Below are 23535 nucleotides of genomic sequence, written 5' to 3'. Positions count from 1 at the left end.
CCATGGGAGGCCTCCAGGCCGACCTGGCACTTGCTGCAGTCCCTGTCGTGGCACCTGATGGTCTCGGAAGCCTCGAACTCGGATTCGAACGCGCCGATGTCTTCGCGGACATCTCTGAAGGCGGAATCAACTGCACCGACGACGGCGGAGACGACTCAGCCTCTGCTGACGACAACGGCACCGACACAGCCTCCGCCGACACCGACGCCGACGGCACGGATGCCGCTGAAGCCACGGCTGACGACAACGGCACCGACACTGCCGACGCTTCGACCGACGCTGACGCAGCCGGTGCCACCGCTTCGGCTGACGCTGATGGAACCGACACGGCATCCGCTGATGACTCGGCTTCGGCTGATGACAACGGAAACGTGAACGCAGCAGCATCGGCTTCGGCATCTGCAAATGCCGACGACGACGGCAACCCCGCCGCTGAAGCAGCAGCAGAAGCAGCAGCTGACAACGATGCCAACACCACCGCATCGGCAGCAGCTGACAACAACGCTGAAGCAGCAGCTGAGTCCGCAGGCGCTGAGGATGCATCCTCGGAGACCTCCGCAGATGCCACCTCGGACCCGAACGCCTCGGCCCAGCAGGCAGCCAACGCTGCAGCCAATGGTGATAACTCGGATTCGACCAACGCTGATGCCTCGTCTGCAGCCGATGCAGACCCGACCGCAGCAGCATCGTCTGCAGCAACTGCTGATTCTTCGTCCGAAGCTTCAGCTGACGCCAACGGAACCGACACGGCATCCGCTGATGACTCGGCATCGGCTGATGACAACGGAAACGTGAACGCAGCAGCATCGGCTTCGGCATCTGCAAATGCCGACGACGACGGCAACCCCGCCGCCGAAGCAGCAGCAGAAGCAGCAGCTGACAACGATGCCAACACCACCGCATCGGCCGCGGCTGACAACAATGCTGAAGCAGCAGCTGAATCCGCAGGCGCTGAGGATGCATCTTCGGAGACCTCCGCAGATGCCACCTCGGACCCGAACGCCTCGGCTCAGCAGGCAGCCAACGCTGCAGCCAATGGTGACAACTCGGATTCGACCAACGCTGATGCCTCGTCGGCAGCCGATGCCGATCCAAGCGCAGCAGCATCGTCTGCAGCGACTGCCGATTCGTCCTCCGAAGCATCGACTGACGCCAACGGAACCGACACATCCGCTGCAGGAGCAGGTAGCGCGGCTACCGGCAATAGCGACGGAGCTAACGCAGGCGGAGATCTGCCTCGTACCGGTTCAGATGCAACGGCACCGCTGCTCGGAGCTGCAGCAGTCCTGCTGGCTGCTGGTGCAGCAGCAACTTACTTCACGCGCCGTCGTGCCACGAAGTAAACAAAGGTAATAACTCCTGCTACTCGCGGGCACAACGGCGTTTTCTCCACGCGCCGCAGTGCCCGCGCGGTAGCAGGCCCCGTGGTGGGGGCCAAGCTTGGGCAGCTCTGGCTCCCACCACACTACTCTTTGTCGGCTACCTGTCTACGTTTCCATTGACAGGTGGGGAGGATCCGCTCAAATGTCATCCACCACTTCAGTCCGTTTCACCGTGCTCGCAATGACGGTATCTGCCTTCGTCTTAACTGGTTGCCAGGCCGCTCCCCACTCAGACGAAAGGGAAGTTCCTGCTCCCACAGAGGCATCAACTGATACCCCCACCCAACCCACGGAACCGTCAGAAGCCCCGACTGCGACAGAAGCCGCACAGGCTTCTTATACCGACCCGTCGAAAGCTGACACGTACTGCACAGCCATCGAAGATCTCATCACCCTCAACGACGAGGCCAGCAAAGAAGACGAGAAGACGACAGTCACAGCGTTAGGAACTCGCCTCGACCTGCTTGTATCGGGCACTCAAAACATCAGCAAACTCGCTCCCAACAACGACGCGGAACACGACTGGGAATCGATGAGCACCGACTACAAGAAGGCCGCCGACTTGTACAAGAGCAGCGGTAACCAAGTCTCCAACACGGATTTTCTGCTTCTTCTCTCCGAAGCAACAACGACCGCGAACACAACATACAGACATCAGTCCAAACAGGTCGAGCAAGACTGCGGCGTCGATATCACACAGCTCATCGTGGAGGAGAAATGAAGAAACTCACGACCTTCACCATCGCCGCGGTCACCGCCCTGAGTCTCAGTGCGTGCTCAAATTCTGACAGCGCAGTAGACGCTCACGTCACTTCAGTTGATGCTGACGCTGAAGCCGCAGCAATGGACAGGTTCTCGACCTTCAAAGACGATTTGAAGTCGATCCACAGCTATCATGCTCAGGGAACAGTGAAAGCCGAAGACGGCACGCAAAGCACCGACTTCATTTTTGATCGGAAAGCGGACGCTTTCGAAGGCCAGGCATCTATCGAATCAGGCTCCGTCGACCTCAGCATCGAGTTGGTCCGGGCCTCGAGTCTGCTGTGGATCAAGGGCCCGAAAGAGTACTGGGAGTCATTCGGCTACGACGCGACACCAGCGATCGGCAAATACGTCGTGTTCAAAGCAGCTCAAGGCGACAGCATCGCCAAGACCTACGATTACGACCGACTTGTGTCAACAGTCGAAACGATCGGACTGGATGAAGTAACCGTGGAAGGCGAAGTCGAACAGAACGACGTCGAATACATGCGCTACAAGCTCGGAGAAAAGAAAAAGTCGACCTCTCTCGACATTCCCATATCAGGTGAGATTGACAGTGCCACTCTCGTTAGTCGCGCCGAGGGCATCGATGCGACCGTCGCCATCAACGACTTCGACGCTGACGTGGATATCTCTGCACCCAATCCAAGTGACGTCGCTCAGCCTCAAGATTAATCAGAATGACACTGCAATTACATCTTAGAATCCCACTAAAAGCAGTTATCAATATCTGGAATATCAAAAGTCAGAGCGAAGGCTAAAAGGTGCATTTATGTCAAATCGAGGCTGCGTAGAGGATTCGCATCTGGAGCAGCTACCCGACTCAACGACGAGGATCCAACGGTGAACAAGACAGTAAGAAACGTTCAACCTAAAAATGCGCGGAATACGATCGCGCATAATATTCAGAACGAGCTCTCACTTACCCTTCGAATGCTGTCAGATAACGTCTGGATAATGGCTAGCCCAGTCATTATTATGGCGGTCACTGCTGCACATGCCTCGCAAATCTACAACGCTTCTGCGCTAAGCCTCATCTTCGCAATAGCATGGGCTCTTTTGCTGGCCTACTTGTTCGATGCCGCCAATCAGGCAGTCGGGGCAGAAGAAGACCGCATAAACAAGCCCTATCGACCAATCCCAAGCGGCATGGCGACGCCAAGGGGGATGTGGTTTCGCACTTTCATTTCCAGCTTCTTGTTCATGGTACTTGGATTTACGGGCGGAACCATCTCGACTATCGTTTCTATTCTATATATAGCAACCGTTCTGTGGGTCTATCTTGTTGCGCCCAAAAAATGGTATTGGGCCTGGAAGCCAATCGCAAATGGAATCGCAATTTCATGCCAAGTCAATGGGGCCTGGGCTATTGCAGGGCAATTTAATGAGCAAATCTTTTATGTATCAATTGTATGCGCTTGCGTTTGGGCGATACCAGGGCAGATAGAGGATGCGCGTGATGTCGCTGGAGACATAAAGCAAGGTCGAGTGACTCTAGCGACATTGTTTGGAGCGCGCTTTGTAGCACTGTTTTTCGCCTCAACTGTATCGTTAGTCCCCGTGGTTGCGGCTATAGTTTTGTGGCGCAATTCTGCATACTCGACTGGCCCTGCAATCCTGCTGTTAATAGTTTGCGGGTTGGCTTGGTTCGTCACGTTTATTTCTTTTAAATCAAAATCAAACAAAGCATATCGGCGCCTATTTCAACTCTTTTGCCTAGTCCACATTATTTTTACCACGTTCTATTGCGCAATCCTATGGTGAACAAATTGCTGAATAAGAATCTAGTCTCCTGGAGAAGGATCCTGTCTTGATAAACGATCCCAACGCACCTACTGGCGTTGCCCGCACTCACGACTGCCTGGCCGAAATCCGAGACGCGATCACTCCCATCATCGATACTTCTATAACCCAACTCGACCCGGCATTAGCCAAAGTGGCCCGCTATCACTTTGGGGGAATCGAGTCAGATCAAGACCAGATAAAGGTATCCATCCAAGGAAAGGCGCTTCGCCCAGCACTAGTTACACTTGGACGGCCCCTCAGCGCCCTGCCCGCGGAGGTTCGAGAAGGTGTAAGTGTCACCGCAGCGGCTGTGGAAATGGTCCATCAGTGGTCGTTAATGGAAGACGACATCATCGACGGTGACTCTGTCAGACGAGGGCGACCGTCTACCTGGGCGATACACGGCGTTCCACTGACGTTACTGACAGCTGATGCTATCCAGGCTCAGATGGTGCGAATGCTTATGAGACTCCGCAGCAGCACCCCTGTAGAGATCCTCCTCGAGACAATACTGAAGCTGGTATCTGGTCAAGCACGCGAACTGGTTGTCGCGCAAGGGGCCGAGAGTACCGACATAGACAAATACATTGGAGTAGCAGCGTCCAAAACAGGAGCTCTTCTCTCTACCTCTTTGGCACTCGGTGTCGCGCTGCAAGGAGGTGACGACGATGCTGTCGAGGCAGCGACACGCGCAGGACACCACTTAGGACTGTCGTGGCAGGCAAGTAACGACCTAGAAGACATCTGGTGCGACTCGACGCAGACAGGGAAATTGAGTGGCTCTGACTCGCAACAAGGTAAATCCACACTTCCAGTGATCTTTGCTACCGAAGAGTCCGGAAGCACATCCCCTACTACTCATGCAAGAGTGCCCTTCGAACAGGTCCTTGACCACAGTCGAAGCATAGAGATTCGCAATAGAACCATTGAGTTCAGCGACCGTGAGCTAGATATGGCGCTTGCCGCCTCAGAGGAAATTGATTTCCTCGGCTACGACCAGAGCGACCTGGCCACATTGCTCCAGTGGATCGTACGTCAAAGCCAGGCCAAGTACTTGCCAGATCGATTGCTGAGATGAGCACAGTCGAAGAAATCGGTGTCCCAACTCTTAAGGAGAGAAAATGACAGAGCTCATCAGAAATCGTTACGAGCATAAACTCGACAAGCGCTTCGAAGAGAAGACTCAAGATCATCGTGATCGTGGCGGAGAAGCCGGTTGCTGGCCTTCGCAGTTTTCGACTGTTGCAGTGCAGTGCCAGTTTTCATTTGATCCAATGGAGGACTCGTATGAAGGTAGATGACCAAGTGGTGTTGGTAGATAACGATGGAGCGGATATCGGCGTCGCTGATCGAGCAAGCGTGCACACCGCTGAAACCCCGCTGCATCGCGCCTTTTCTCTGTATTTAATCGATGAAGAAGGACGACTGTTGCTCACGCGTCGTGCTCTGTCTAAAAGGAGTTGGCCAGGCGTCTGGACAAATTCGTGCTGTGGGCATCCCCGGCCCGGCGAGGATGACGTCGATGCAGTTTATCGTCGCGCTAAGGAAGAACTCGGCGTGGAAGTTCGTAACATCTCTCCGATACTTCCAGATTTTCGCTATTCGGCAACAGATGCCTCCGGCATAGTTGAACGAGAGATCTGCCCGGTCTACCGCGGGACCATCGACTCCAGAGATCTCAGTCCCGATCCAGAGGAGGTCGAAGAGTATTTTTTGGTCGATCCCGCAGCCGTAATGGAAGGTGCGGAGATTGTTCCCGTTCTCTTGAGTCCGTGGTCAGTCAAGCAACTCCGACTGATGACGGTCAGTGATTTGAGCAATGGCAGACAAGAGCCCCTCCACACCGACTATTCACTCGAGAGGTTACTGTCTGACGTCAACGACTGTCTGTCTGACTGCATTGTTGCACTCGAGCAACTGTGGAAGAACCTATCGCGCAGCGCGGTTAAGGCAGAAGTCTTGCCCGATGCTTTCCCAACATGGCTCGCCCGAGCTGGGCTCAGTGGGGGCAAGAACTTTCGACCCCAGATGGCCTACTGGGGATTCGTAGCAGGTCCGGCGGAGAGCCATTCCAGAGTCGCCTACGAACAGCTGGTGCAAGTTGCGTCTGCAATTCAGCTGGTCCATGCTTTCGCAATACTTCACGACGATGTCATGGACAATTCGTTGCATCGTCGCGGAGTATTGTCGGCACATGCTGAAGCCGCGCAGACTCACCGCTTGGCGAAAGGTCTAGGGGATTCTGCCGAGTTCGGGAAAAACACTGCAATTCTTTTGGGCGACCTTGCCCTGACCGAAGCTGCTCGATTGGCATCTGGCCTGCCATCGAATATGCATTCTGTGTGGACAACAATGCTCATAGAACTCCTTCTCGGACAGAGTATCGACCTGAAGGCCGCAGCTGATCCAACCCGAGGAGCTTCGGACGCTCAAGAAATAGGCAGACTCAAATCTGGTTCCTACACCATCACGCGACCGCTCGAACTTGGAGCACTCGCCGCCGGCGCACCATCGGAAACTGTGGCGGTTCTGCGACGGTATGGAGAAAAGCTTGGCCAAGCGTTTCAACTACGCGATGACTTCCTTGGTATCTGGGGAGATCCTGAACTCACAGGTAAACCGAGCGGTGATGACTTGAAGCTCGGAAAATCCACGAGAATCTTGTCACTTGCCGGGATTCATCTACAAGGTAGAAGTCGGCTTCTGCTCGAGCGGCTCGAAGCAGGGAATCTGTCCGATTCGGACGTCGAAGAACTGCGCGACGCAATGGACCAGGCAGGAATAGCGGCGATGGTTGAAGACGAAATCGCCTCGCTGGTCAATGATGCTTGCGCTGCTCTTGACTTTGGTGCCCTGACTCAGGAGGGGATTACGGGACTACGATCTATCGCCAGCAAAGTTGCATGGCGTGATCACTAATCGACACGGCTCAAGCGTTAGGGTGATGTCCCTACCCTTGCCCAGTGTGTAATGTGTTCGACCCTGCGAGACCTCGCCGATCAGGCGAGGTCTCGTGCACCTAGTGGGTATGGCTATTCGCGGCCCGGCGGGACTACCCATCGGGATTCGATCCAGTATCGCGTCGTCTCCTGCTCGTATCAGTGACTCGTTCACGCTCAATCACGTGTTCCATTCGGGCCAACGCAGCCATAATCGTAAACCGTGCCCAGGAGGCGTCGCCGTCTACGGCGCGTCCACCCCGGTTAAGCATTCGTTTCGGTCGAGGCATGAACACCTACTAGTAGAAGGTTTGGGGATTAAAGGCATGGGGCCATCACTCACTAGGAAAGCTCTCATCGTGGGCCTGGGTATCGCCGGAATGACTGCCGCAAAACAACTTGCAGAAAGCGGTTGGGCCGTCACAATTGTCGAGCGTTCGCCAGCACGCCGCCAGGGCGGCCATGTCGTTGCCCTGTTTCCTACTGGCTGTAGGTCCGCCGAACGTATCGGAATTCTGGATGCTCTGCCCTCTCGTGCTGGAAGTGGGAGCTCAACCTGGCAGGTCAATCGCAAGGGCCAGGGCAGGCCGGGATTGAATCTCGCTACCCTCCCTGGTGCACCTCGGATGCTGTTACGCAGTGACGTCGAAAAAGCGCTCTTCAACGCGCTACCGGAATCCATGGATATACGGTTCTCCACCACGCCGGAACGAATCATACAGTTCTCTAAAGGTGCTGAGGTCACATTGGCCTCAGCCACTGACAAGACCACAACAGAAAGATTTGACCTGGTTCTGGGGGCAGACGGCGTCCGCTCGACCGTCCGACGTCTAGTCTTCGGTCCCGACGCAAACTTCGTGCATAACCTCGGCTACATGATCGGGGCCGCCCAGATGAACACCAATGTCACCAGCTATCCCTGCAGCGATTCGGTCATGTTGACTGAGCTGGGACGCACCGCTATGACTGTCGCGTACGCCAACTGTGGCCCAACTGTCCTGTTCTCTTATCGCACAGTCGACGCTCAAGCAGAACTGAATAAACGTCCCAGTGAGGCTGTCCAGGCTGCTTTCGGCCCCAAACCGTTCGGACACGTGCTCAACGAGCTCCTAGAAGGATACGCGAGTGCCGGCCATCAGTGGCTCGATATCGCTCAGCAAGTACGGATGAAACAGTGGCACTACGGGCGAGTAGCATTAGTCGGTGACGCTGCCTGGTGCATGACTCCCTACACCGGGCTCGGGGCATCAGCCAGTATTGCAGGAGCCGAGCTTCTTGTCCGTACCCTAACTGCACACGGAGACGACGTAAGCAGTGCTCTTTCCGATTGGAACACCAGGATGCACCCTTTCGTGGACTATCAGCATCGGAGAATCGAGCAGTCACGCGCTCTTATTGTGGCGGGCTACCGGAAAGAGCTTATTAAGCAGCACATGATGATTCGCCTCATGTCTCACCAGGCCGCTGCCAAGGTCATAGGCCAGGCCATGAGTAGAAATACGACTCTTGCGACGAAGCACACCGACCTCGGTGTGCTCTAGCTTCGATGTTTCATCGAGCCCGTGGATATGACCGTTATCGGAACTTGCCTGGACGGGTAGCTGGCATTTCCACAAGGGGCCGGCAGTGAGGGTTACGCAGCGCTGTCTGCTGCCCAGACAAGCCACCGCTGATCGTTAATGGAATTGGTGACGCTGATTCCTGCGCGGCCGTCCACCACCTCATCAAGAGACCAGGACGTGACGCTTACACCTTCGTAGGTGTTAACCCACTGCTCAGCCTGTTTCAAGGCATGGGCGACGGCGGCAGCATCGTTGTTGTCGCGTCCCGATTGGTACTCGTCCCAAATTTCCTTAGCCTCGACGTTCGCTTGCTGCTCGGTCTCGTACGCTCGGATGAGCGTTGGCAGGCATTGGCACGGCTCCGAGACTTCATGATGGTAGCCGATGCAACGACCGTCAGGGCAACCGCACTTGTCGCCGCTCCATGCACTGCTACCACTGTGGCGTCTCGCCCATGCGGCGACACTGATTTCTGCCACTTCGAGATGCTGGCGGGCTTCTTCGTTGAGCTTGGGCATGGTGTCCTCCTGAACGTGCTTAGGCGAGCTGCTGGACGCGCTGCCGAGAAATGCCGAGAACGGCGGCCGCGTCAACTTGCGACACGTCATCGGCTAAGAGTGCGCGCACGACCTTGCGGCGAAGCTGTGCAGCTTCATCGAGTTCTGCCCGTCCTCTCGCTTCCAGCTCCTCAGCGGTGTGCTGCGCGGTAGTGATCTCCTCGGGTAGAACGAACGTCACCGAAACCTCGAAGTCCTCGGCGTCGCCGTCCTCCCAGAGAGCGGCGAGGCCGCGGGCTTCTTCGGCCACTTTCGCGGCCGCGCGAGTCTGACCAACGGGCATCATGAATGCCCCGTTGCCGCTGGGGGCAGGCGCCCCCAGCTCGGGAATCTCGAAGGTCCACCATTTGCCCTCGCGGTAGGCCTTAACGCTGATCTTCCTAGTCATTACTTCCACTCCCTCGGGATATTCGGTAGAACCGCCTCCAACTGACGAAGAACACCGGGGCTGACTTCCCCATGTCCAGCCGGAATGCTGAGCCGGTCGCCCGTCTGCGGGTCCCCCCACAGCTCATGTGAGCCTTTCCCGTCTCGCAGAAACTCCCAACCCTGAGACTTGAGGAACTTCTTCACTGCCTTGGTCTTCTGCGGTTTCATAATTATATGCTACCCCCTCTAGCAGTGTCTACGCAATCCCCCCTGGCATATTTGGGATAATTCTTCTAAGGCACCTGCTGAGGAGTGTCCATCTGCCCTTATTCTGCTCATCTGCCAGAAATTGCGCCGCCGGCTACTGGTCATCACGCATGGCAGCCCTCTGCTGGTCACTGCTTTGTGAACGTCGCGCAGACCGCAACCACTCCCTCCGGTGCGGCAGTTGTTCTTTTCAGGGCAACCGAAATTCCGGAGCAAAGCGGAGGGATTTTGGGCGGCAGTCGGGCTGCCCCCTCTCAAGCACATAATAGAACTCATGAACTAATTTGATGATTGGAGACCGGCACCTGGCGGTATTGGCAACGGATCCGCAATCAGGAGCCGGCACGGCCCTCGTTCCAGACCGTCCCGCTGTTGCAGTGCGTGTTCGCGTCGAGTGGGAGAACGATGGTGAGGAATGGGTCGAAGCCACTGCTACGTGAAGAGTGTTCGATGGTTCGGTCTATGTCGAGATCAAGGATCGTCGCTGTTCGACGCTCGGCGACTGGTGCTTAATCCGCACCAGTGGTTATTGTCCTTGACAAACACAACGAGGGCCTGCGAGTAGTTGAGGTCTTCCCCTGCAGGGTCGCGGCGCTCCCGGGCGCGGTGAGGTCGTGTCATTGCCCATATCCCTTTAATGAGCCCTCTCCTTTTAGTCAGTCCGTGTCAGCTGTCGAGCGGTACTTGGTCGCCGTACTTCTCTTCGAGGATGGGCCAAATGAGCGATTCGAGCAGTTCCTGCTTTTTCATGTCTTCCATTTCGACTGCATAGTCGAGGAGACGACCCTGACTCTTGTTGTAGCGGAAGCTGGTTCCCGGCCCCTTGGTGCCGGTCTTCGCTCGCAGACGGTGCCTGGGTAGATCAGGTCGCGCAGTGGAGACTAGTGGCTCTTCGGGCGTGGCCACGGTGTTTTCGGCTGCTGCCGCAGCGAATTCTTCAACGGCCTTGGGGTCCATTTCGCGGGTGGTGTTGCGGCGGCTGATCTTGCCCATTAGTCGTCTCCCAGGATCTCGTTGGTCAATACTTGCATGGCGGCTTTGGCTTTGCCGGGGATTTCGACCACTCCCCTGCCTTCTGATCGTGCTTTGTCCCATGCTTTCGCTGTGACTAGGACAGTTCCAGCGAGGTCGAATTCGGGGTAGTCCGCGATATAGGCCTTGGCATCAGCGACCTCGTTGGCTTTGCCTTGGGGTGAGACTCGGTTCAAAACGACAAGGACGTGGAGTCCGTCATTGAGGTCTCGCGCCGCGGCGACGGAAGACGCGAGCTTTTCGAGGCTGTCCAGGTCAGCCTGCTGACCGGAGGTGGGCGCTACGAGGAGGTCGCTTGAGACCGCTGCGGTGCGAAGCTCGGTGGTATCTCCGCCTTTGACGTCGATAATGACGTGGTCGTACTGGTCAGCGAGGGATTGAATAAGTTTGACGAGGTTGCCTTCGCCGCTGACAACGGGCAGGACGGGGAGGCCTGCGTTGGCTCGATCGTCCGCCCAGAGGCGTGCTGTTGCAAGGGTGCGGTCCGCGTCGAGGACAACGACATTCTTGCCGCGCTGCTGTATGTCAATGGCGAGATTCATGGCGAGAGTGGACTTGCCGACACCGCCTTTTCCTTGCCCAACTGTAATAATCATACTAATACGTTATCGAACCGTAAGCGGTATGGCAACACTACACAACCGCTAGCATATCGGCTCATAAGCAGTGTGCTATCGGTCCGGTGTCGACGTGCTACCGATGTGCTATCAGTCGCTAAACGCTGCAATCCTGGTTCGATTAGCTGCCGGTCGCGTACCGATACCATGTAGGTAGCGTAACGATACGCATTCGCTAGCATATCGCTATTATGTATCGATGACCGCGCCTCATCCGGGTTTTGCTCGTTCGTCGACTGCTTCGGTGTACGTGTTCCAGCGGGGGTGAGGACGTTCAGCCAGTCTGGCGCCACGCACGATGTCAGTTCAGCGATAGTTGCTGTCGATACTGACAGAAGAGCCATTCCACTCGGTAAGGTTCCATGCAACTGTGAAACCTATGGAAGGCAGTATGGGAAAGAAAAATCGCAAGTCTGAGGCCGCACGGGAACGGTTGATTGAGAAGCGACGACAGAAAAATGCTCAGGCTGACGTCGCGATGCTAGAAGAACGAGTCTACGATCCGTCCTTTAGCCCCGATCAGCAATTATCAGCACTCATCGAGTCCTACAAGATGCAAGGCAATACTGAAACTGAGCGCGCAGTGGAACAGGTTCAGCGATTGCGTGATGTTCTCAGTGATAGCGGATGGAAACTGGATTTGGTGAGCCACGAAGGAATCCTCTGGGGAGCTGAAACCTCAGCAGGGGAGCGAAGCGTGAGCACCAACGTTCTAGTCTCCGAGCCCAGCGTGAGGTTCGAGGCGGTTGAATTCGCACGGAATGGCGCGATAGTGGATGTGATGGATATTGTCGAGCGAGTGAATCGCTGCTACCCGGACGCAGAACACATCAGTCAGTACGCAACTGACCTTCTGACCTTAGAACTTTCCGAACTAGAAGAGTGCCTTCCTGAAGGCGTGAGTGATACGAACGGGAGCGGTCGCGAAATAGGTGTTCCGGCCCAGTACCAGCTGATGATTCCAGACGAACATCTCGACTAGAACACAACTATTCGCAGCCTGGTGGCCAGAGACCTGGTCCAACGGCTTGGTGGGCGGCGCTCTGAATCTGAGCCAAGAGGGCCCGTTCGGCCAACCATGCCCACCAGGCAAGGCGCTCGGTCCGATAGCGGAGAATAAGCGCGGCCACGATAGCTGTGGCTCCGAGTCGTTCAGCGGCATCGACGAGATCCTGACTCGTGGTAACCGACCAAAAAGTGTTTCCCCCGTGGTGAGATGTCTTTGTCAGACCGTGGGTGTAGAGAAGCCCGAGTGCTTCGAGCACTGTGGTGGGTGATAGTCCAGTGATGGCTGCGACGCCGCGGCCTGAGTTAGCCCCGTGAAGCTCGAGCGCTTCATAAACGGCTGCCGCCGTAAGTCCCAGCACCCTAAAGGCAGGGCGGAGGATTTGCACGGGTTGGCCGATCTTCCAGGGAGAGCGGTCTGGAGTCGCCGCGTCCGGGGGGAGGAGCGTGTAGGCGGCGGCCTGTTTGCCATGAGCGTCAGTGACCTTTCGGATGAGGGGACGGGGCTCAGCACAGAGGGAGTCCAGCACTGCCGGGATCTTGGTGCGGTCGATGCCGCTAGTGAGCGCAAGGTTCCGGCAGCCACGAGCGATTGTCAGGGACCTATCCTGGTGGGCGGCCGCGAGGAGAGCCCGAAGGAGGAAGTAGCGGCGGCGTGCGGCTGCCGAGTCGGGCGCCGGCTCGGTGTGGGCGAGGTGGTGTTCAAGGCGGCGCAGTTCCTCGTGCGCCAGGGGCAGTTTGGTTGCAGGGTGGGGGACCCCCCCTGTGACTTGAGGGCTAGTGGTGCCAGACTGGACACTCGATTTCCCGTGCGTGCTGAGCCATGTTCGAGCTTTCTTCCAGTCGCGGAGTAGCGCAGTGCGACGTTGCCTGTAGCGGGCGTATTTTGACGCGAGTCCTGGCCATATGCCGGTTTCGATGCGGCGAATGACTTCGACCTGGGTGAGTCCAGCCCGTACACAGGCCGTGACGACGGCCTGACGGGCCTCAGAGTCGCTGGCATATCGGGTGGTGTCGTACATGCCGGTACGAGCGATTCTGGCGATCCTGGGGGACACCTGGTGCTGAGTGTCAGGAACGTATGCGGAGACGTCGACGTCGACGTCGACGTCGACGTCGTTCTCGGCCGAGGGCGGTGGTGAGGCTGGGATTCCAGCGAGGAGGGCGTCGATCATGCTTGTGGGGTTGCGCAGGGTTGCGGCAGCAATCGCCTCTTTAAGGTCGGTGATGAGACGCTGGTGGCCGCCGCGCTTCCACACGCTCCCTGGAGGCCGGATGCACCCCGTGTCAGCCGAGTAATGAGGGTTGGGATCGACACTCGGGTGCCGGGTGGCTAAGCGTCGTGCGACGTCGGCGAGAACCGTGTGCGGAACGTCATCGTTGAGGGGGATGTAGATGTGGCGGCCGCCAGACGGTGAGGCGTCAGCGAACCACAGTGCGCCCGTGTCGTCGAGGGTCTTCGTCAGTGCCGTGTAGTCGTCGTCGACGTTGCCGGCGGCCTGGTCGAGGTCGAGGACGAGAACGTGGCCGCATCCGTGTTTGTCATGGAGGTGAACGGCGGCCGGCATCAGCGGGAGAGAGTCGGGCTGGAGCTCGCGGACCCATTTGTGGGGATAGGTTTTGCCTCCGTCGCGGGAAACGCGCACGACGGGGGAGTGAGAGATTAGTGGTGCTAGGGCTTTCCATTCGACCTGCGCCGCTTGCCGGTCGTGGAAGTCTGGGAGTTCGTCAGGACACGCAACTGAAATATTGAATTCCGATTTGGGTGTGCGGTATCCTGAACTCGACTTATTGAGCAAGTTGAGTCCTAACGGATTCAGGTTGAGCTGGTAACTCAACCAAATATTTGATTAGAAGGCTCCTCGGCGGCAACCGGGGAGCTTTTTACTTGTTGCTATGCAGATTTGAGCGAGAGCACCCCCTGTGGATGGGAAGCTTCCGGGAGCTTGGGGGCGTCATCGGGCATACCGAGCTGCTGCGCCACGAGATATGACACGTACTCGCCGTATGGCATCCCGAGTTCGTCAGCCTGAGCACGGACAATCTTGTCGACTGGCTTGCGCAGGCGCGTAGAGATTGATTTCTCGGCCCGGTTGGGCACGACAGGGCGTCCGATAGTCATACAGACAACATATCTGTCCAGCACATTCGTTTCTAGAAATTCACTCGCGTGTCGGCAGACTTCTTTCGGGCTATTCGGTTTGTCCTCGAACTGCGGTGGCGAGTGCTTCGATGCTTCGCTCAATCGACGCCGCATTCGCGGAGTACCGAACACGCTGCCCACTCTTTCGAGAGTCGGGTGGTGGATCCGAAGAGACGTGGCCCAGCCGCTCAAGGGTTCGAAGATGCATTTGCACGGTGCCTTCAACAGCGTCGAGGCGCTTGGCGATTTCTCCGCGAGTCCCGGATCCGTCCTTTTGCAGGGAGCCAAGGATAGCGACGCGAACGCGGTTTCCGAATGCTTCAATGGCAGCCTCCACTGGCTCTGAGTGTGCGGGGCGCGCATATTTTGGCATGTGTCCCATCTTGCCTGAATCTGCGCGTCGTTTCTTCTCGATCAACTCTAGCGGGTAGTTTAACTATTCGCTAGTATGGAACCGTTGCGTGGTGGCAACGAAGCAAAAGGAGCGGGGTCGGACACATCTGCCAATGTGTCCGACCCCGCTCTATTGCGTCCGCCTCGCTCCTACAGCTTCACGTTGAGGTGCTTCGCGGTGTCTTTAAGGACCGTGCGGATCCTCGCCGGGTTGAGCGTGTACCTGACTGCGCGGCCGCGTCGCTCAGTCGGAGCGAGATCCCCGTGAATGAATCCGAGGTCTTCGAGGTCTCGGAGCATCCGGGAGAGCGTGGTTGCTTTGATTCCAGTCTTCTCAGCGATCGTCGATGAGAACACACCGGCATCTTGTTGGCTGAGGAACTGCATGATGATGAGGCGTTCCTTGGATGAGGTGAGGCTGCGGACGGAATGTAGCCATTCGTCGGTGGGCATTAATCCTGCTTTCGTGGTGGCGGACGGGGTTTCAGAGAGCATCCACGATGGATGCTCCGATTTCCAGGAAGGCCTGGCGCGTAGCGGGGCGGAGTTCGTCGAGTGAGATGAGATCGCCCTTGCCGATTTCAGCGTCGAAGGGGACGATGTGGACGTCGCGGCATAGGTGCTGCAGCGTTTCGATGATGGCGTCTCTATCCACGTCCTTGCTGGTGGCTCCGGTATCGGTGAGGACTACGATAGCGTTCTCGGCCAGGCTCTTGTAAGCCCCGTCGTGGGCTTCGTGGAGCCAGGTCAGGGTGCGTTGTGCTCGCTTGGCTCCAGTCACGGCCCACCCTGAAGCCACGACGATCTGATCGGCCCGTTCAAGGATGCCTTTCATCGCCGGATGGGTGACTCCGGTGCCACAGTCGGTGAGCGTGATCGGGTAGAACCGGTCGACGGTGTCGCGGACGGCATGGTACTGATCGGCGGTGAGTGATTCCGACACGTCGGGATCTTGCTCTCCAGCGATGAAGTGCAACCGCCCTGATGTCTGCGTGTAGCGGTTGAGGTCGGTGAGGTTGTCGATCTGGTTAGCGTCGAGGGCAGACACCAGATCGGTGATTGTCCGGGGACTGGTTGATTCGACCTGGTCGTGGCCGAGCAGTCGGTCAGCGAGGTCGCCGGCATCGGGGTTGGTATCAATCGCGAGGACCGAGTCAGGACGGTATTCAGCCAGGGTAAGGCCGACCCCGCTCGTCGTCGACGTCTTCGAGATTCCACCTTTAAGACACATATAAACGATGTTGCGAGTCCCTGAGATTGGTTTCGCGACTCGACCGTGAAGCTCCCGTCGGTGGATTTCGCGGCGGCTGGGACCGGTGTTGAGGAGTCCGCCGGTGGCTTTATAAACGACGCCGCGGAATCCTTCGGCAGGTACGTCTTTTGCCTCTTTGACGAAGCTGCGCCCAATTGGGGCCTCAACGGCACGAGCGCCGGTGCCGACCGGGCTACCGTCGCCAAGAATGAGTCCAGAACTCGGGGAGTGGGCGGCCGGCGCCTGGAAAACAGTCTCCTGCAGGGGTTCTTCAGCGGGTTCGTGTGAGGGCATTACGGATGCCGCCTGCGGCGGTGGTGCTGACGGCCTCGGGGGAGTGGCGGCCACGGTCTGCGGGGCCGTGTCCACGTTGCTGTGAGTTGCCGGGGCTTCTTCAGCACGGTGCATGATCGGTTCCTCCTGTGGTGGTGCATCGAGTTCGTTGATGGTCCCGTTGGGCTGGACCTCGAGGATCACGGTTCCCTCGGTGGCCGTCGTCACTGAGGCGTTCAGGATCCGCCCGTTCGTTTGAGCATGGTTGGTGAGAATGGTGATGACCTGACTGCGGGCCTCGGACAGAGAGTCCGCAGTGATCCTGCGCGTCCCGGTCGGGAGCTGGATGTGCCCGTTGCCTTCGGTGTCGAGCTCGATGGCGATCATGGTGTTGTTTCCTCTTCCTGGCGGGGTGCGCGGTAAAGAATGGATTGGTCGACTTTCTCTGCAAGAACATAGGCCGCGTCGGGGGCAACAGCGGCCGGAGGTGGATCGTCCGGGGCAAGTGGTTCCCACGCGGATGGAACTACTTTGTCGCCGCTGACTTTCAGGTCAAGTGGTCCGTCCTGGTTGGTGGTGTAGACGTGGTTTCCATCGAGAACAGCGTCCCTGGAGGCCACGTCGAGGTCGACGATCTTGGGCTTGTCCTCGTCGTAGCGAATGAAGTAGGAACCAGCGAGTGCGGTGCCGGCCGTCTCGTCGATCTGCGGGAGTTCTTCGACACGGGGGGCACGCCCGTCGGTCGTGGCGAGGACCTTGCCCTTCTCGGTATCGACTAAGGCCGTGGTCTCCGTTTTCTCGGCCTTCCACGTCACGACCGCGCGTGTCGGAGTCAGGCCAATGGCCGAGGTGGGGGCACCTTTGGTGCCTTTCGGTCGCTCGAAATCGGTCGTTGTCGAGGTCGCCTTGGACGTGAACGCGGTCTTAGCGATGGTGTTGTCACCCACGGAGACGATGATGTCGTTTCCTGCAGCCACAGGGTGCGTGCCAGGTGGAACGGAGACGCGTTGGACCCCGTTCTCGGCGGGCACGGCGACGGTGTAGTCGCCGAGGTCGATGAGCGGAGCTGTGCCTGCATAGGTGACGTCGGCTTGTGCGTTGAGGTCGACCTCGACCGCTGGAACGTTGCTGTTGTCATCGAGATCAAGGGGCCAGAGGGTCAGCGCACGGCCGGTGGCCGACGCGAGGACTGGCCGGTCGGTCCACGTGGTCTCGACAATTGGTGTGGTTCCATTCGGCACCGTCGAGGACGACCAGACGGTTTGAGCGCGCTTCGTCTCATGAATCTCGAGGCGATCATCGGGTGTCGTCAGAAGCACCTGGCCGTTGTTCATCACAACGGGCGGTCGGCCATCGGCGACAGGTAGGGACCAGTCGGCAGTGCTGTCGAAACCAGCCGGCAGCCCGATTGGGATAGCGGCGTGCTCGCCAGGGATCGGCGGAGGGGCCGCCGCCACAGGTTCAGTGTTGGCGGCCTTGATGGCCTTGCCGACAGCGATGCCGCCTCCGGCGAGAAGAGCGAGGGTGAGAACTGCGGCCCCGATGATGAGACCGCGTTTACGCCGTGACGGCGTAGTCGGCTCGTCTGAGGGCGTGATGTCCTCTGCGTCGCCCTCGGAGTTGACGATCATCAGGTGAGTGCCGTCCGGGGTCACCACTCGGACACGTACCGCGTCGAGGCCCGCGTCGCTCGCTTTGCGGGCGACTGCCTGTAAACCTGCCTCGGTCAGCTCCTGACCGACGGCGGGTTCGACGATGACTTTGTCCAGCAGAACCGTGTCCCCGTCGTATTCGAGTGCGTAGACGGGGAACGGGGGGACGTCTTCAGGATTCAGTGTGCTCATTTGTCCAGTCCGTAGTATTCCCAGTGCCAGGCTTCAGCGTTCTTCTGCCCCTCACGTGCCCATTCCGGGTGCTGCCACCCGTACTTCCCGGCGTTGTCTTTCATCCACTTGTGCTGAGGCGTGCCGAACCGGTTGATTCCGGTTCCGTAGTCAACGGCCAGCGCCCAACCATGGTTTGATTTGCCGGGTGTGGCGGCCATGCCCGGCGGTTTGGTCTTGTAGAGGTATTCCTGTTCCTCATAGTCACGGTAGGCGTCGGTAATGCCCATGTCGGTACCGAACTTCTTTTTGAAGTCGTTGTTCATTTTGATCAATGCGTCTGTGGCATCGGAGCGCAGATACTCATCCTTAGCCCAAGGGATTGCTTTGAGCTCGTCGGTGGGGATGCGGCCGTTGTCGTGTCCACCCCAGGGTCCGGGCTTGTTCTTCCCGCCTTTGGGCGCATCGTCACCGCCGCCTGCCGGGCATTCGTCGGGCAGGTCAACGCTTCCTCCGCCCTTGGCTTCTCCAGGGTCTCCATCGTCACTAGCGTTGAAGGAGATGTGAACGTGGTCCTTGTGGTTCTGGGTATCGGACCCACGGTCATCCATGCCTCGCCACTTCGTCTCTCCACGGTCGACGTTCATGATCCGCTGGTACCAGATGAGGTATTTGACGTTGAGTTCTTTGTGGTTGTCGATGACGTACTTGGCGACCTCGTCGCCTTGCTTCTTGCCCTTGTCGTCGAGGGGGACCATGACGTCGATCGCCAGGCCGGCAGGGTGACCATTGGGGTCGCGGGAGCCGCTGGAGCGGTAGCCTCCAATGTCGGTGATCCCGAATTCTTCCGAGATGACCTCGGCGGCTTCTTGGACGTGTGGCTTGACCGGCCCGAGGTTCAGATCGCTGTTCTTGTGCGGTCGAACAACGTCACCACCGGCCTGTGCATCAACACCTTTCGGCTGCCCGCCGACGTTGGTCTTCTTGATATCGAGGCCACCCCACCGTTTCGCCCACTTCGTGATCTTGGGAATGTATGTATTGCGGGTGGAGTCCGGAATGTCGGGGTAACTCTCCACTCGACTGAAACCGGCGTTGTGGGCGACGAGGAGCAGCTCGAGGTCCGAGGCTTCCGCCGCACCGGAATCGGGGTTGTCTTTCTTGAACTTGTGAATTTGATCGATCTGTTCGTCCCAGAGTTTCGCTGCGTATTCGGCGTGGATCAGCGGATCTTCGATGTCTGGGGTGCCGTTGCCATCTTCGTCAGCGTTCCAATCGTGCCCATAGATGTGCTTCCAGTTGGCGTTGTTGATCTGCGTCAGACCTTTTGTGCCCCCGTTGGAGTCCCCGACTGCCGCCGCCGGGTCGAATCCGGACTCCGCGAAAATATCGGCGGCGACAAACGCGACAGGGTAGCGATACTTTCCCGAGTTCGCGGCCTTTTCCACCCATGGGACTGCCTTTTCTGGGATCTGGTCGGCACCGTTGCCGATGGCATCGTCTTTGAGCCCAGGGTCAGATGGTCCAGGCTCGGCACCGTCGGCGCAGCCGCCACCGCTGAAGAGGATGACGACGAGCAGGGGGATGACGAGGATGATCGCGACGACCCCGACGACCGCTTTCTTCATCAGTCGTACTTTCCCGATCCTGGGGACTGTATTTCGTCGACGACGTATGCCCCGCCGGAATCGCCTTCAAGGACAAGGATCACCGTAAACTGGCCGATGCTCGTGTCGACGAAGTAGCGCAGCCCCGTGGCATCGTCAGACACCAATTGGGGAGTGCCGGTGACGTTCCCGTTAGGAATGTTCTTGATATTTGCATCCTCGTAGAGGTACTGAGCCTCCATGCTCAGATGCGGTTCGAGTGCCGCGAACCATTCGTCAGATGAACGTTTGGTGTCGAAATATTCCGTCATCACCGTTGTGACGGTCTTCGCTGCGTCGTCATACGCACTCTGACGTGGGGCGGGAGTTGTGGGCGGATCAGTGACAGACACGGTGGGTGTTGACGACGCAGCATCCTGTGATTTCCCTGCGTCAGTGCATCCCGTTATCGTAAGTCCGAGTGTGAGGATAACCACAACAGTGGTTGCCTGCCTGTTCCAGTATGTGCGCATGGTGCAACAGTACGCGGAAAGCGCCTCAACCGTCAATAGTTTAAACATGAATGAACGTATCCAAAGAACGCGCAGTATCTATTGACACTAGGCCGCGTTCCCGTAGACTGGGACTGGAAGTCGACTAGAGAAATCAGGTTCGAATGCCCAGCAATCCGTTCATTCCGCAGCCGGCGGAAGCGCCACCGCAGGAGGTGGATGTCGCCGACGATCTGTTCGGTGACCGCATCACCATGAGTGGACCGGAAACCCCTGAGGCCATCAACGCGACTACTCCTGCAACGGAGCCGTGGCCTCGTCAAGAGGTCACCGATTGGGCACCGGTTGTTGTCATGGGCCTCCACGGCGGGGCCGGAACTTCGACTGTGGCGAGCTTCTTCGGAGACCAGGCCACAGACGTGGGACTCGGGTGGCCGATCGCGGGAGGTTGGACACGGCCGAGGCCCGAACTGAACGTGGTGGCCGTGTGCCGTAATCACCGCGCAGGAATTGAAGCGGGGATGGAATTCGCCAAACAGTGGGCGAGCGGGTCACTGCAAGATTCACGCCTCCTTGGGATCGTGATCGTCGATGACGGTCCGAAGTTGCTCGAGGCACAGAAGAAGGCGACCAAACGACTTGGGCAGATGACTCCACATGGATGGCATGTGCCCTGGATCGAGGAATGGCGGATCAGCCCTCCCGATACTCAGCGGCTCCCGCGCCGCATCAAGCAGACCGTGAAGAAGATCCTGTCGCTGACAGAAATTAAGGAGAAGAAGTAATGTTCGACCTCATCGCCTCGAGCGCTGACACGATTGCAGCTCTGCCAAACCCCAACCCGGAGCAGCCCCCCGGCACAGATGGGTTCACAACACTGCTGAACTGGATTGCCTGGGGCGTCATCGTCCTCGGCCTGGCAGGCTTCCTCGCCTCTGCCGGCTACCTCGCTTTTGCCTCGTTCACTGGCCGCGAGATCAACGGGTTCAAGGGCCTGGTCATCTGCATCATCGTCTGTATTCTCGCCACGGCTGCCGGAACGATCATCGCAGTATTCGTCTAAGCAACACCCACTGGGACCGAGGGAGTAGGTCATGGCAAGAGAAGAACCATTCAGTACGAAATTCAACGTGTGGTGGGTTCTATCCGCCGCGCTGGTAGCCCTCGTATTAGTCGGTGGAATCGCTCTCGGCTTCTTCGCTGGACGCAACCATGAGGATGACCAGGGAGAATCACAGCCAGAGTCCTCCGAAGCGGCAGATACCGATACGTCCAAAGCCGGTGGTGCTTGCGGGGTGCCGGCAGACGACCAGGACTACCCGGTCGAGGCACCAGAGTCAAAGTGGGAAGCCTACAAGAATGGCATTACCGTACCGACCTCTCAGACATATGGCCCGACCAAACGAGACGGCAATTTTTGGAAATGCTATGCGCATTCCCCCACGGGGGCGCTCTTTGCGGCGTTCAACCTGTCACAGGCGTTCCTGAATGGCGGTGTTTATGAAGCGGCAGTCGACTCGCCGGAAGCCAAAGAGTTCTTCGATGAGGAGAGCTCGGTTTCGTCCGAGGACAAGACGATGGTGGAGCTTGCAGGATTCCAAATCGTCTCGTACGAAGATGACACGGCCAGTGTGGATTTGTTGCTTCGCGGCTCCGACGCCAACGCAAGCCTGGTCATCGATCTAGTGTGGGATGAAGCAGAGGACGATTGGCGCTGGGACGCGGGAACCGTCTCTCCGCCAGAGGCTGTGGAAGACACGTCCGCTTACACTTCCTGGAGCCCCCGCAATGGCTGACAAAGATTGCGATTTCCTCTCTGATCCGCTCGGCTTTGCCGGGTGCAAGGCCGGAGAGGGAATCAAGGACCTCGCCAATGACGCAGTGGCGACAGCGGCAAAATCGATCAGCGACGCGGCAGCGGCAATGATGAAGTGGCTGAACACCTGGTGGATGGAAGCTCCTCAACCGGACCTTAAAGCTGACCCAGTCAACCAGGTCATCGGCGACTTGACGTGGTACACAGCCGCTTTCGCGATTCTGGGTTTCCTGTTCGCGCTGGGGAAAATGGTGTTATCGCAGGACTTCAAAACCATGATTGGTGGAGTCCAACCCGTCGTTAACTTGATCATGGTCACCGCATGTTATGCAACAGGCATCACACTGCTGCTAACTGCAGGCGACGAACTGTCAACGTGGTTGCTGGATCGAGCCGCCTCGGCGGGAAACAGTGAAGGCGACATTTCCGCGCTGGCTGTAGTGACAACGTTCGGCAGCGTGCTCGGCAGTGGCGGATGGCTGATATTTGCGCTGATTGAGTTGCTCGGGTCAGTAGTCAACTTCGCGTTCATGTTGTTCCGAAATATTCTCCTGCCCGTGTTGATGGTTTTTCTTCCGACACTGGCTGCAGCAAGCGGCACCGAGGCAGGTAAACAAGCGTTCACAAAGGCGAACGGTTATCTCATCGCCTTCATCTGTTTCAAACCTGTTGCCGCAGTCATCTACGCGTTGGGCTTGTGGTTCATGAACACCCCTGTGGTCAGTGGTGTCGGCAAGGAGGGGGCTAAGGTCGAGGATCTTGCCGAGGCAGTAGTTGGAGTGTGCATGGGCACCGGGATCATGATCCTCGCAGCTTTAGCCCTCCCGGCCCTCATCAAATTTGTTGTGCCTGTTGCTTCGAAAGGGGCAGGCGCATTCAGCGGAGGTGCGGCCATGGCTGGTGCCGCGACAGTAGCGGCGGGCGCAGCAGTGATCGCCGCTACGGGCGGAGCGGGCGCTGCCGCTGGAGGCGGCGCAGTCGCTTCGGGTAGCGGCGCGGCAGCGGGTGGCGGCGGTGGTGCGGCAGCGGGCGCGTCGTCGGCCCCGGCAGGTGGTGGTGCGGCAGCGTCTGGTTCCTCAGGAAGCGCTGGCGCCGCCGGGAGCGGCGGCACATCGGGCGGTGCTGGAGAATCTGCGGGTTCAGGTGGATCAGAGCCACGGGCCGGCGGTCAGCCGGACGGAGCAGGTTCTGCATCCGACAAGTCATCCGAGGGTTCTGGAGGCTCCGAAGGAGCTTCGGCGTCGGGCGATAGCGGAGGCAGTTCTGCCGGTTCGAGTGGAGCGGCGGCAGGTGCCGAATCTGCTGGAGCTGAGCCGAGCGGCGGTAGCAGTGCATCCGGCGCAGGTTCGTCGAGCGGTTCATCATCCATCGGTGATGCCGCAAACGCAGCTGGCCTGATCTCGGACGGCACAAGTGGTGCCGGAGCGAACGTCGAAAAGGCAATTGAGGACGAGTGAGCA

At 58.2% G+C, this 23535-nt stretch carries 26 protein-coding genes; 14 read left to right on the top strand and 12 right to left on the bottom strand.

All coding sequences use genetic code 11. From position 1 onward, the window contains the following. From HK401_RS20250 to HK401_RS20215, 8 genes are all read left to right on the top strand, one after another. Positions 1 to 1343: LPXTG cell wall anchor domain-containing protein (locus HK401_RS20250; RefSeq protein WP_219922108.1), on the top strand; the 1343-nt coding region annotated here is incomplete at its 5' end. A gap of 181 nt (positions 1344 to 1524) precedes the next feature. Continuing rightward, positions 1525 to 2103: a hypothetical protein gene (locus HK401_RS20245; protein WP_181276484.1), complete on the top strand. Its 579-nt coding sequence runs from the start codon at positions 1525 to 1527 to the stop codon at positions 2101 to 2103. Continuing rightward, on the top strand, positions 2100 to 2819 hold the full coding sequence (locus HK401_RS20240) for a hypothetical protein (RefSeq protein ID WP_181276483.1): 720 nt from the start codon (positions 2100 to 2102) through the stop codon (positions 2817 to 2819). The genes HK401_RS20245 and HK401_RS20240 overlap by 4 nt, the downstream gene beginning before the upstream one ends. Before the next feature lie 168 nt (positions 2820 to 2987). Then, positions 2988 to 3908 carry a UbiA family prenyltransferase gene (locus HK401_RS20235; RefSeq protein ID WP_181276482.1) on the top strand — a complete coding sequence of 307 codons (921 nt, stop codon included), beginning with the start codon at positions 2988 to 2990 and terminating at the stop codon, positions 3906 to 3908. A 46-nt stretch (positions 3909 to 3954) separates the two neighbouring features. Continuing rightward, positions 3955 to 5007 carry a polyprenyl synthetase family protein gene (locus HK401_RS20230; protein WP_181276481.1) on the top strand — a complete coding sequence of 351 codons (1053 nt, stop codon included), beginning with the start codon at positions 3955 to 3957 and terminating at the stop codon, positions 5005 to 5007. A gap of 43 nt (positions 5008 to 5050) precedes the next feature. Continuing rightward, a complete protein-coding gene (locus tag HK401_RS20225; protein ID WP_181276480.1) occupies positions 5051 to 5230 on the top strand; it encodes a hypothetical protein in 180 nt (59 codons plus the stop codon). Beyond that, positions 5217 to 6848: an isopentenyl-diphosphate Delta-isomerase gene (idi, locus tag HK401_RS20220; protein WP_181276479.1), complete on the top strand. Its 1632-nt coding sequence runs from the start codon at positions 5217 to 5219 to the stop codon at positions 6846 to 6848. Before HK401_RS20225 ends, idi begins: the two co-directional genes overlap by 14 nt. A 379-nt stretch (positions 6849 to 7227) precedes the next feature. Beyond that, positions 7228 to 8409, top strand: coding sequence for an FAD-dependent monooxygenase (locus HK401_RS20215; protein WP_181276478.1), 1182 nt, complete (start codon positions 7228 to 7230; stop codon positions 8407 to 8409). A 92-nt stretch (positions 8410 to 8501) separates the two neighbouring features. Here HK401_RS20215 and HK401_RS20210 read toward each other — a convergent pair whose 3' ends face one another. From HK401_RS20210 to HK401_RS20190, 5 genes are all read right to left on the bottom strand, one after another. Further along, positions 8502 to 8948 carry a hypothetical protein gene (locus HK401_RS20210; RefSeq protein WP_181276477.1) on the bottom strand — a complete coding sequence of 149 codons (447 nt, stop codon included), beginning with the start codon at positions 8946 to 8948 and terminating at the stop codon, positions 8502 to 8504. A gap of 19 nt (positions 8949 to 8967) precedes the next feature. After that, positions 8968 to 9375, bottom strand: a complete 408-nt coding sequence (locus HK401_RS20205) for an antitoxin HicB (protein WP_181276476.1) — start codon at positions 9373 to 9375, stop codon at positions 8968 to 8970. After that, on the bottom strand, positions 9375 to 9584 hold the full coding sequence (locus HK401_RS20200) for a type II toxin-antitoxin system HicA family toxin (protein ID WP_181276475.1): 210 nt from the start codon (positions 9582 to 9584) through the stop codon (positions 9375 to 9377). Before HK401_RS20200 ends, HK401_RS20205 begins: the two co-directional genes overlap by 1 nt. Before the next feature lie 705 nt (positions 9585 to 10289). Further along, positions 10290 to 10616 carry a hypothetical protein gene (locus HK401_RS20195; RefSeq protein ID WP_181276474.1) on the bottom strand — a complete coding sequence of 109 codons (327 nt, stop codon included), beginning with the start codon at positions 10614 to 10616 and terminating at the stop codon, positions 10290 to 10292. Further along, positions 10616 to 11251 carry a nucleotide-binding protein gene (locus HK401_RS20190; RefSeq protein WP_181276473.1) on the bottom strand — a complete coding sequence of 212 codons (636 nt, stop codon included), beginning with the start codon at positions 11249 to 11251 and terminating at the stop codon, positions 10616 to 10618. The genes HK401_RS20195 and HK401_RS20190 overlap by 1 nt, the downstream gene beginning before the upstream one ends. A gap of 412 nt (positions 11252 to 11663) precedes the next feature. Between HK401_RS20190 and HK401_RS20185 the strand changes: the two genes are divergently transcribed. Continuing rightward, positions 11664 to 12254 carry a hypothetical protein gene (locus tag HK401_RS20185; protein WP_181276472.1) on the top strand — a complete coding sequence of 197 codons (591 nt, stop codon included), beginning with the start codon at positions 11664 to 11666 and terminating at the stop codon, positions 12252 to 12254. Positions 12255 to 12261: 7 nt separating this feature from the next. Here the strand turns inward: HK401_RS20185 and HK401_RS20180 are convergent, their stop codons facing one another. Together HK401_RS20180 and HK401_RS21220 are read right to left on the bottom strand one after the other, a co-directional pair. Continuing rightward, a complete protein-coding gene (locus HK401_RS20180) occupies positions 12262 to 14115 on the bottom strand; it encodes a hypothetical protein (protein ID WP_181276471.1) in 1854 nt (617 codons plus the stop codon). A gap of 354 nt (positions 14116 to 14469) precedes the next feature. Next, on the bottom strand, positions 14470 to 14667 hold the full coding sequence (locus HK401_RS21220; RefSeq protein ID WP_373563667.1) for a hypothetical protein: 198 nt from the start codon (positions 14665 to 14667) through the stop codon (positions 14470 to 14472). Between HK401_RS21220 and HK401_RS20920 the strand changes: the two genes are divergently transcribed. Further along, positions 14596 to 14766 (top strand): hypothetical protein, encoded by a 171-nt coding sequence (locus HK401_RS20920; RefSeq protein WP_258234374.1) that lies wholly within the window; start codon positions 14596 to 14598, stop codon positions 14764 to 14766. The two genes, HK401_RS21220 and HK401_RS20920, sit on opposite strands and share 72 nt — an antisense overlap. 197 nt (positions 14767 to 14963) lie before the next feature. Here the strand turns inward: HK401_RS20920 and HK401_RS20170 are convergent, their stop codons facing one another. The 5 genes from HK401_RS20170 to HK401_RS20150 all read right to left on the bottom strand — a co-directional run bounded on the left by HK401_RS20170 (position 14964) and on the right by HK401_RS20150 (position 20160). Then, positions 14964 to 15266 carry an ArsR/SmtB family transcription factor gene (locus HK401_RS20170; protein WP_181276469.1) on the bottom strand — a complete coding sequence of 101 codons (303 nt, stop codon included), beginning with the start codon at positions 15264 to 15266 and terminating at the stop codon, positions 14964 to 14966. 31 nt (positions 15267 to 15297) lie between these two features. Next, entirely contained in the window at positions 15298 to 16725 is a 1428-nt protein-coding gene (locus HK401_RS20500; protein WP_219922107.1) for a MinD/ParA family ATP-binding protein, read from the bottom strand. Next, positions 16722 to 18182, bottom strand: coding sequence for a hypothetical protein (locus tag HK401_RS20160; protein WP_181276468.1), 1461 nt, complete (start codon positions 18180 to 18182; stop codon positions 16722 to 16724). The genes HK401_RS20500 and HK401_RS20160 overlap by 4 nt, the downstream gene beginning before the upstream one ends. After that, positions 18179 to 19609, bottom strand: coding sequence for a VldE C-terminal domain-containing protein (locus tag HK401_RS20155; protein WP_181276467.1), 1431 nt, complete (start codon positions 19607 to 19609; stop codon positions 18179 to 18181). The genes HK401_RS20160 and HK401_RS20155 overlap by 4 nt, the downstream gene beginning before the upstream one ends. 179 nt (positions 19610 to 19788) lie before the next feature. Beyond that, positions 19789 to 20160: a hypothetical protein gene (locus tag HK401_RS20150; protein WP_181276466.1), complete on the bottom strand. Its 372-nt coding sequence runs from the start codon at positions 20158 to 20160 to the stop codon at positions 19789 to 19791. A 263-nt stretch (positions 20161 to 20423) separates the two neighbouring features. On the opposite strand from HK401_RS20150, the gene HK401_RS20145 reads away from it, so the two are divergent. The 4 genes from HK401_RS20145 to HK401_RS20130 are packed head-to-tail and all read left to right on the top strand — an operon-like array spanning position 20424 to position 23532. Beyond that, positions 20424 to 21044, top strand: coding sequence for a DUF6668 family protein (locus tag HK401_RS20145; protein WP_181276465.1), 621 nt, complete (start codon positions 20424 to 20426; stop codon positions 21042 to 21044). Next, complete coding sequence (locus HK401_RS20140; protein WP_181276464.1) at positions 21044 to 21322, top strand: hypothetical protein; 279 nt, start codon at positions 21044 to 21046, stop codon at positions 21320 to 21322. The genes HK401_RS20145 and HK401_RS20140 overlap by 1 nt, the downstream gene beginning before the upstream one ends. Positions 21323 to 21353: 31 nt before the next feature. Then, positions 21354 to 22055 carry a DUF8175 domain-containg protein gene (locus HK401_RS20135; protein ID WP_181276463.1) on the top strand — a complete coding sequence of 234 codons (702 nt, stop codon included), beginning with the start codon at positions 21354 to 21356 and terminating at the stop codon, positions 22053 to 22055. Beyond that, on the top strand, positions 22048 to 23532 hold the full coding sequence (locus HK401_RS20130) for a hypothetical protein (protein ID WP_181276462.1): 1485 nt from the start codon (positions 22048 to 22050) through the stop codon (positions 23530 to 23532). The genes HK401_RS20135 and HK401_RS20130 overlap by 8 nt, the downstream gene beginning before the upstream one ends. Positions 23533 to 23535: the final 3 nt, after the last annotated feature.

This window comes from Brevibacterium oceani, from assembly GCF_013623835.1.
Lineage (GTDB): Bacteria > Actinomycetota > Actinomycetes > Actinomycetales > Brevibacteriaceae > Brevibacterium > Brevibacterium oceani.
This window is presented reverse-complemented; position numbering and strand designations above follow the sequence as displayed.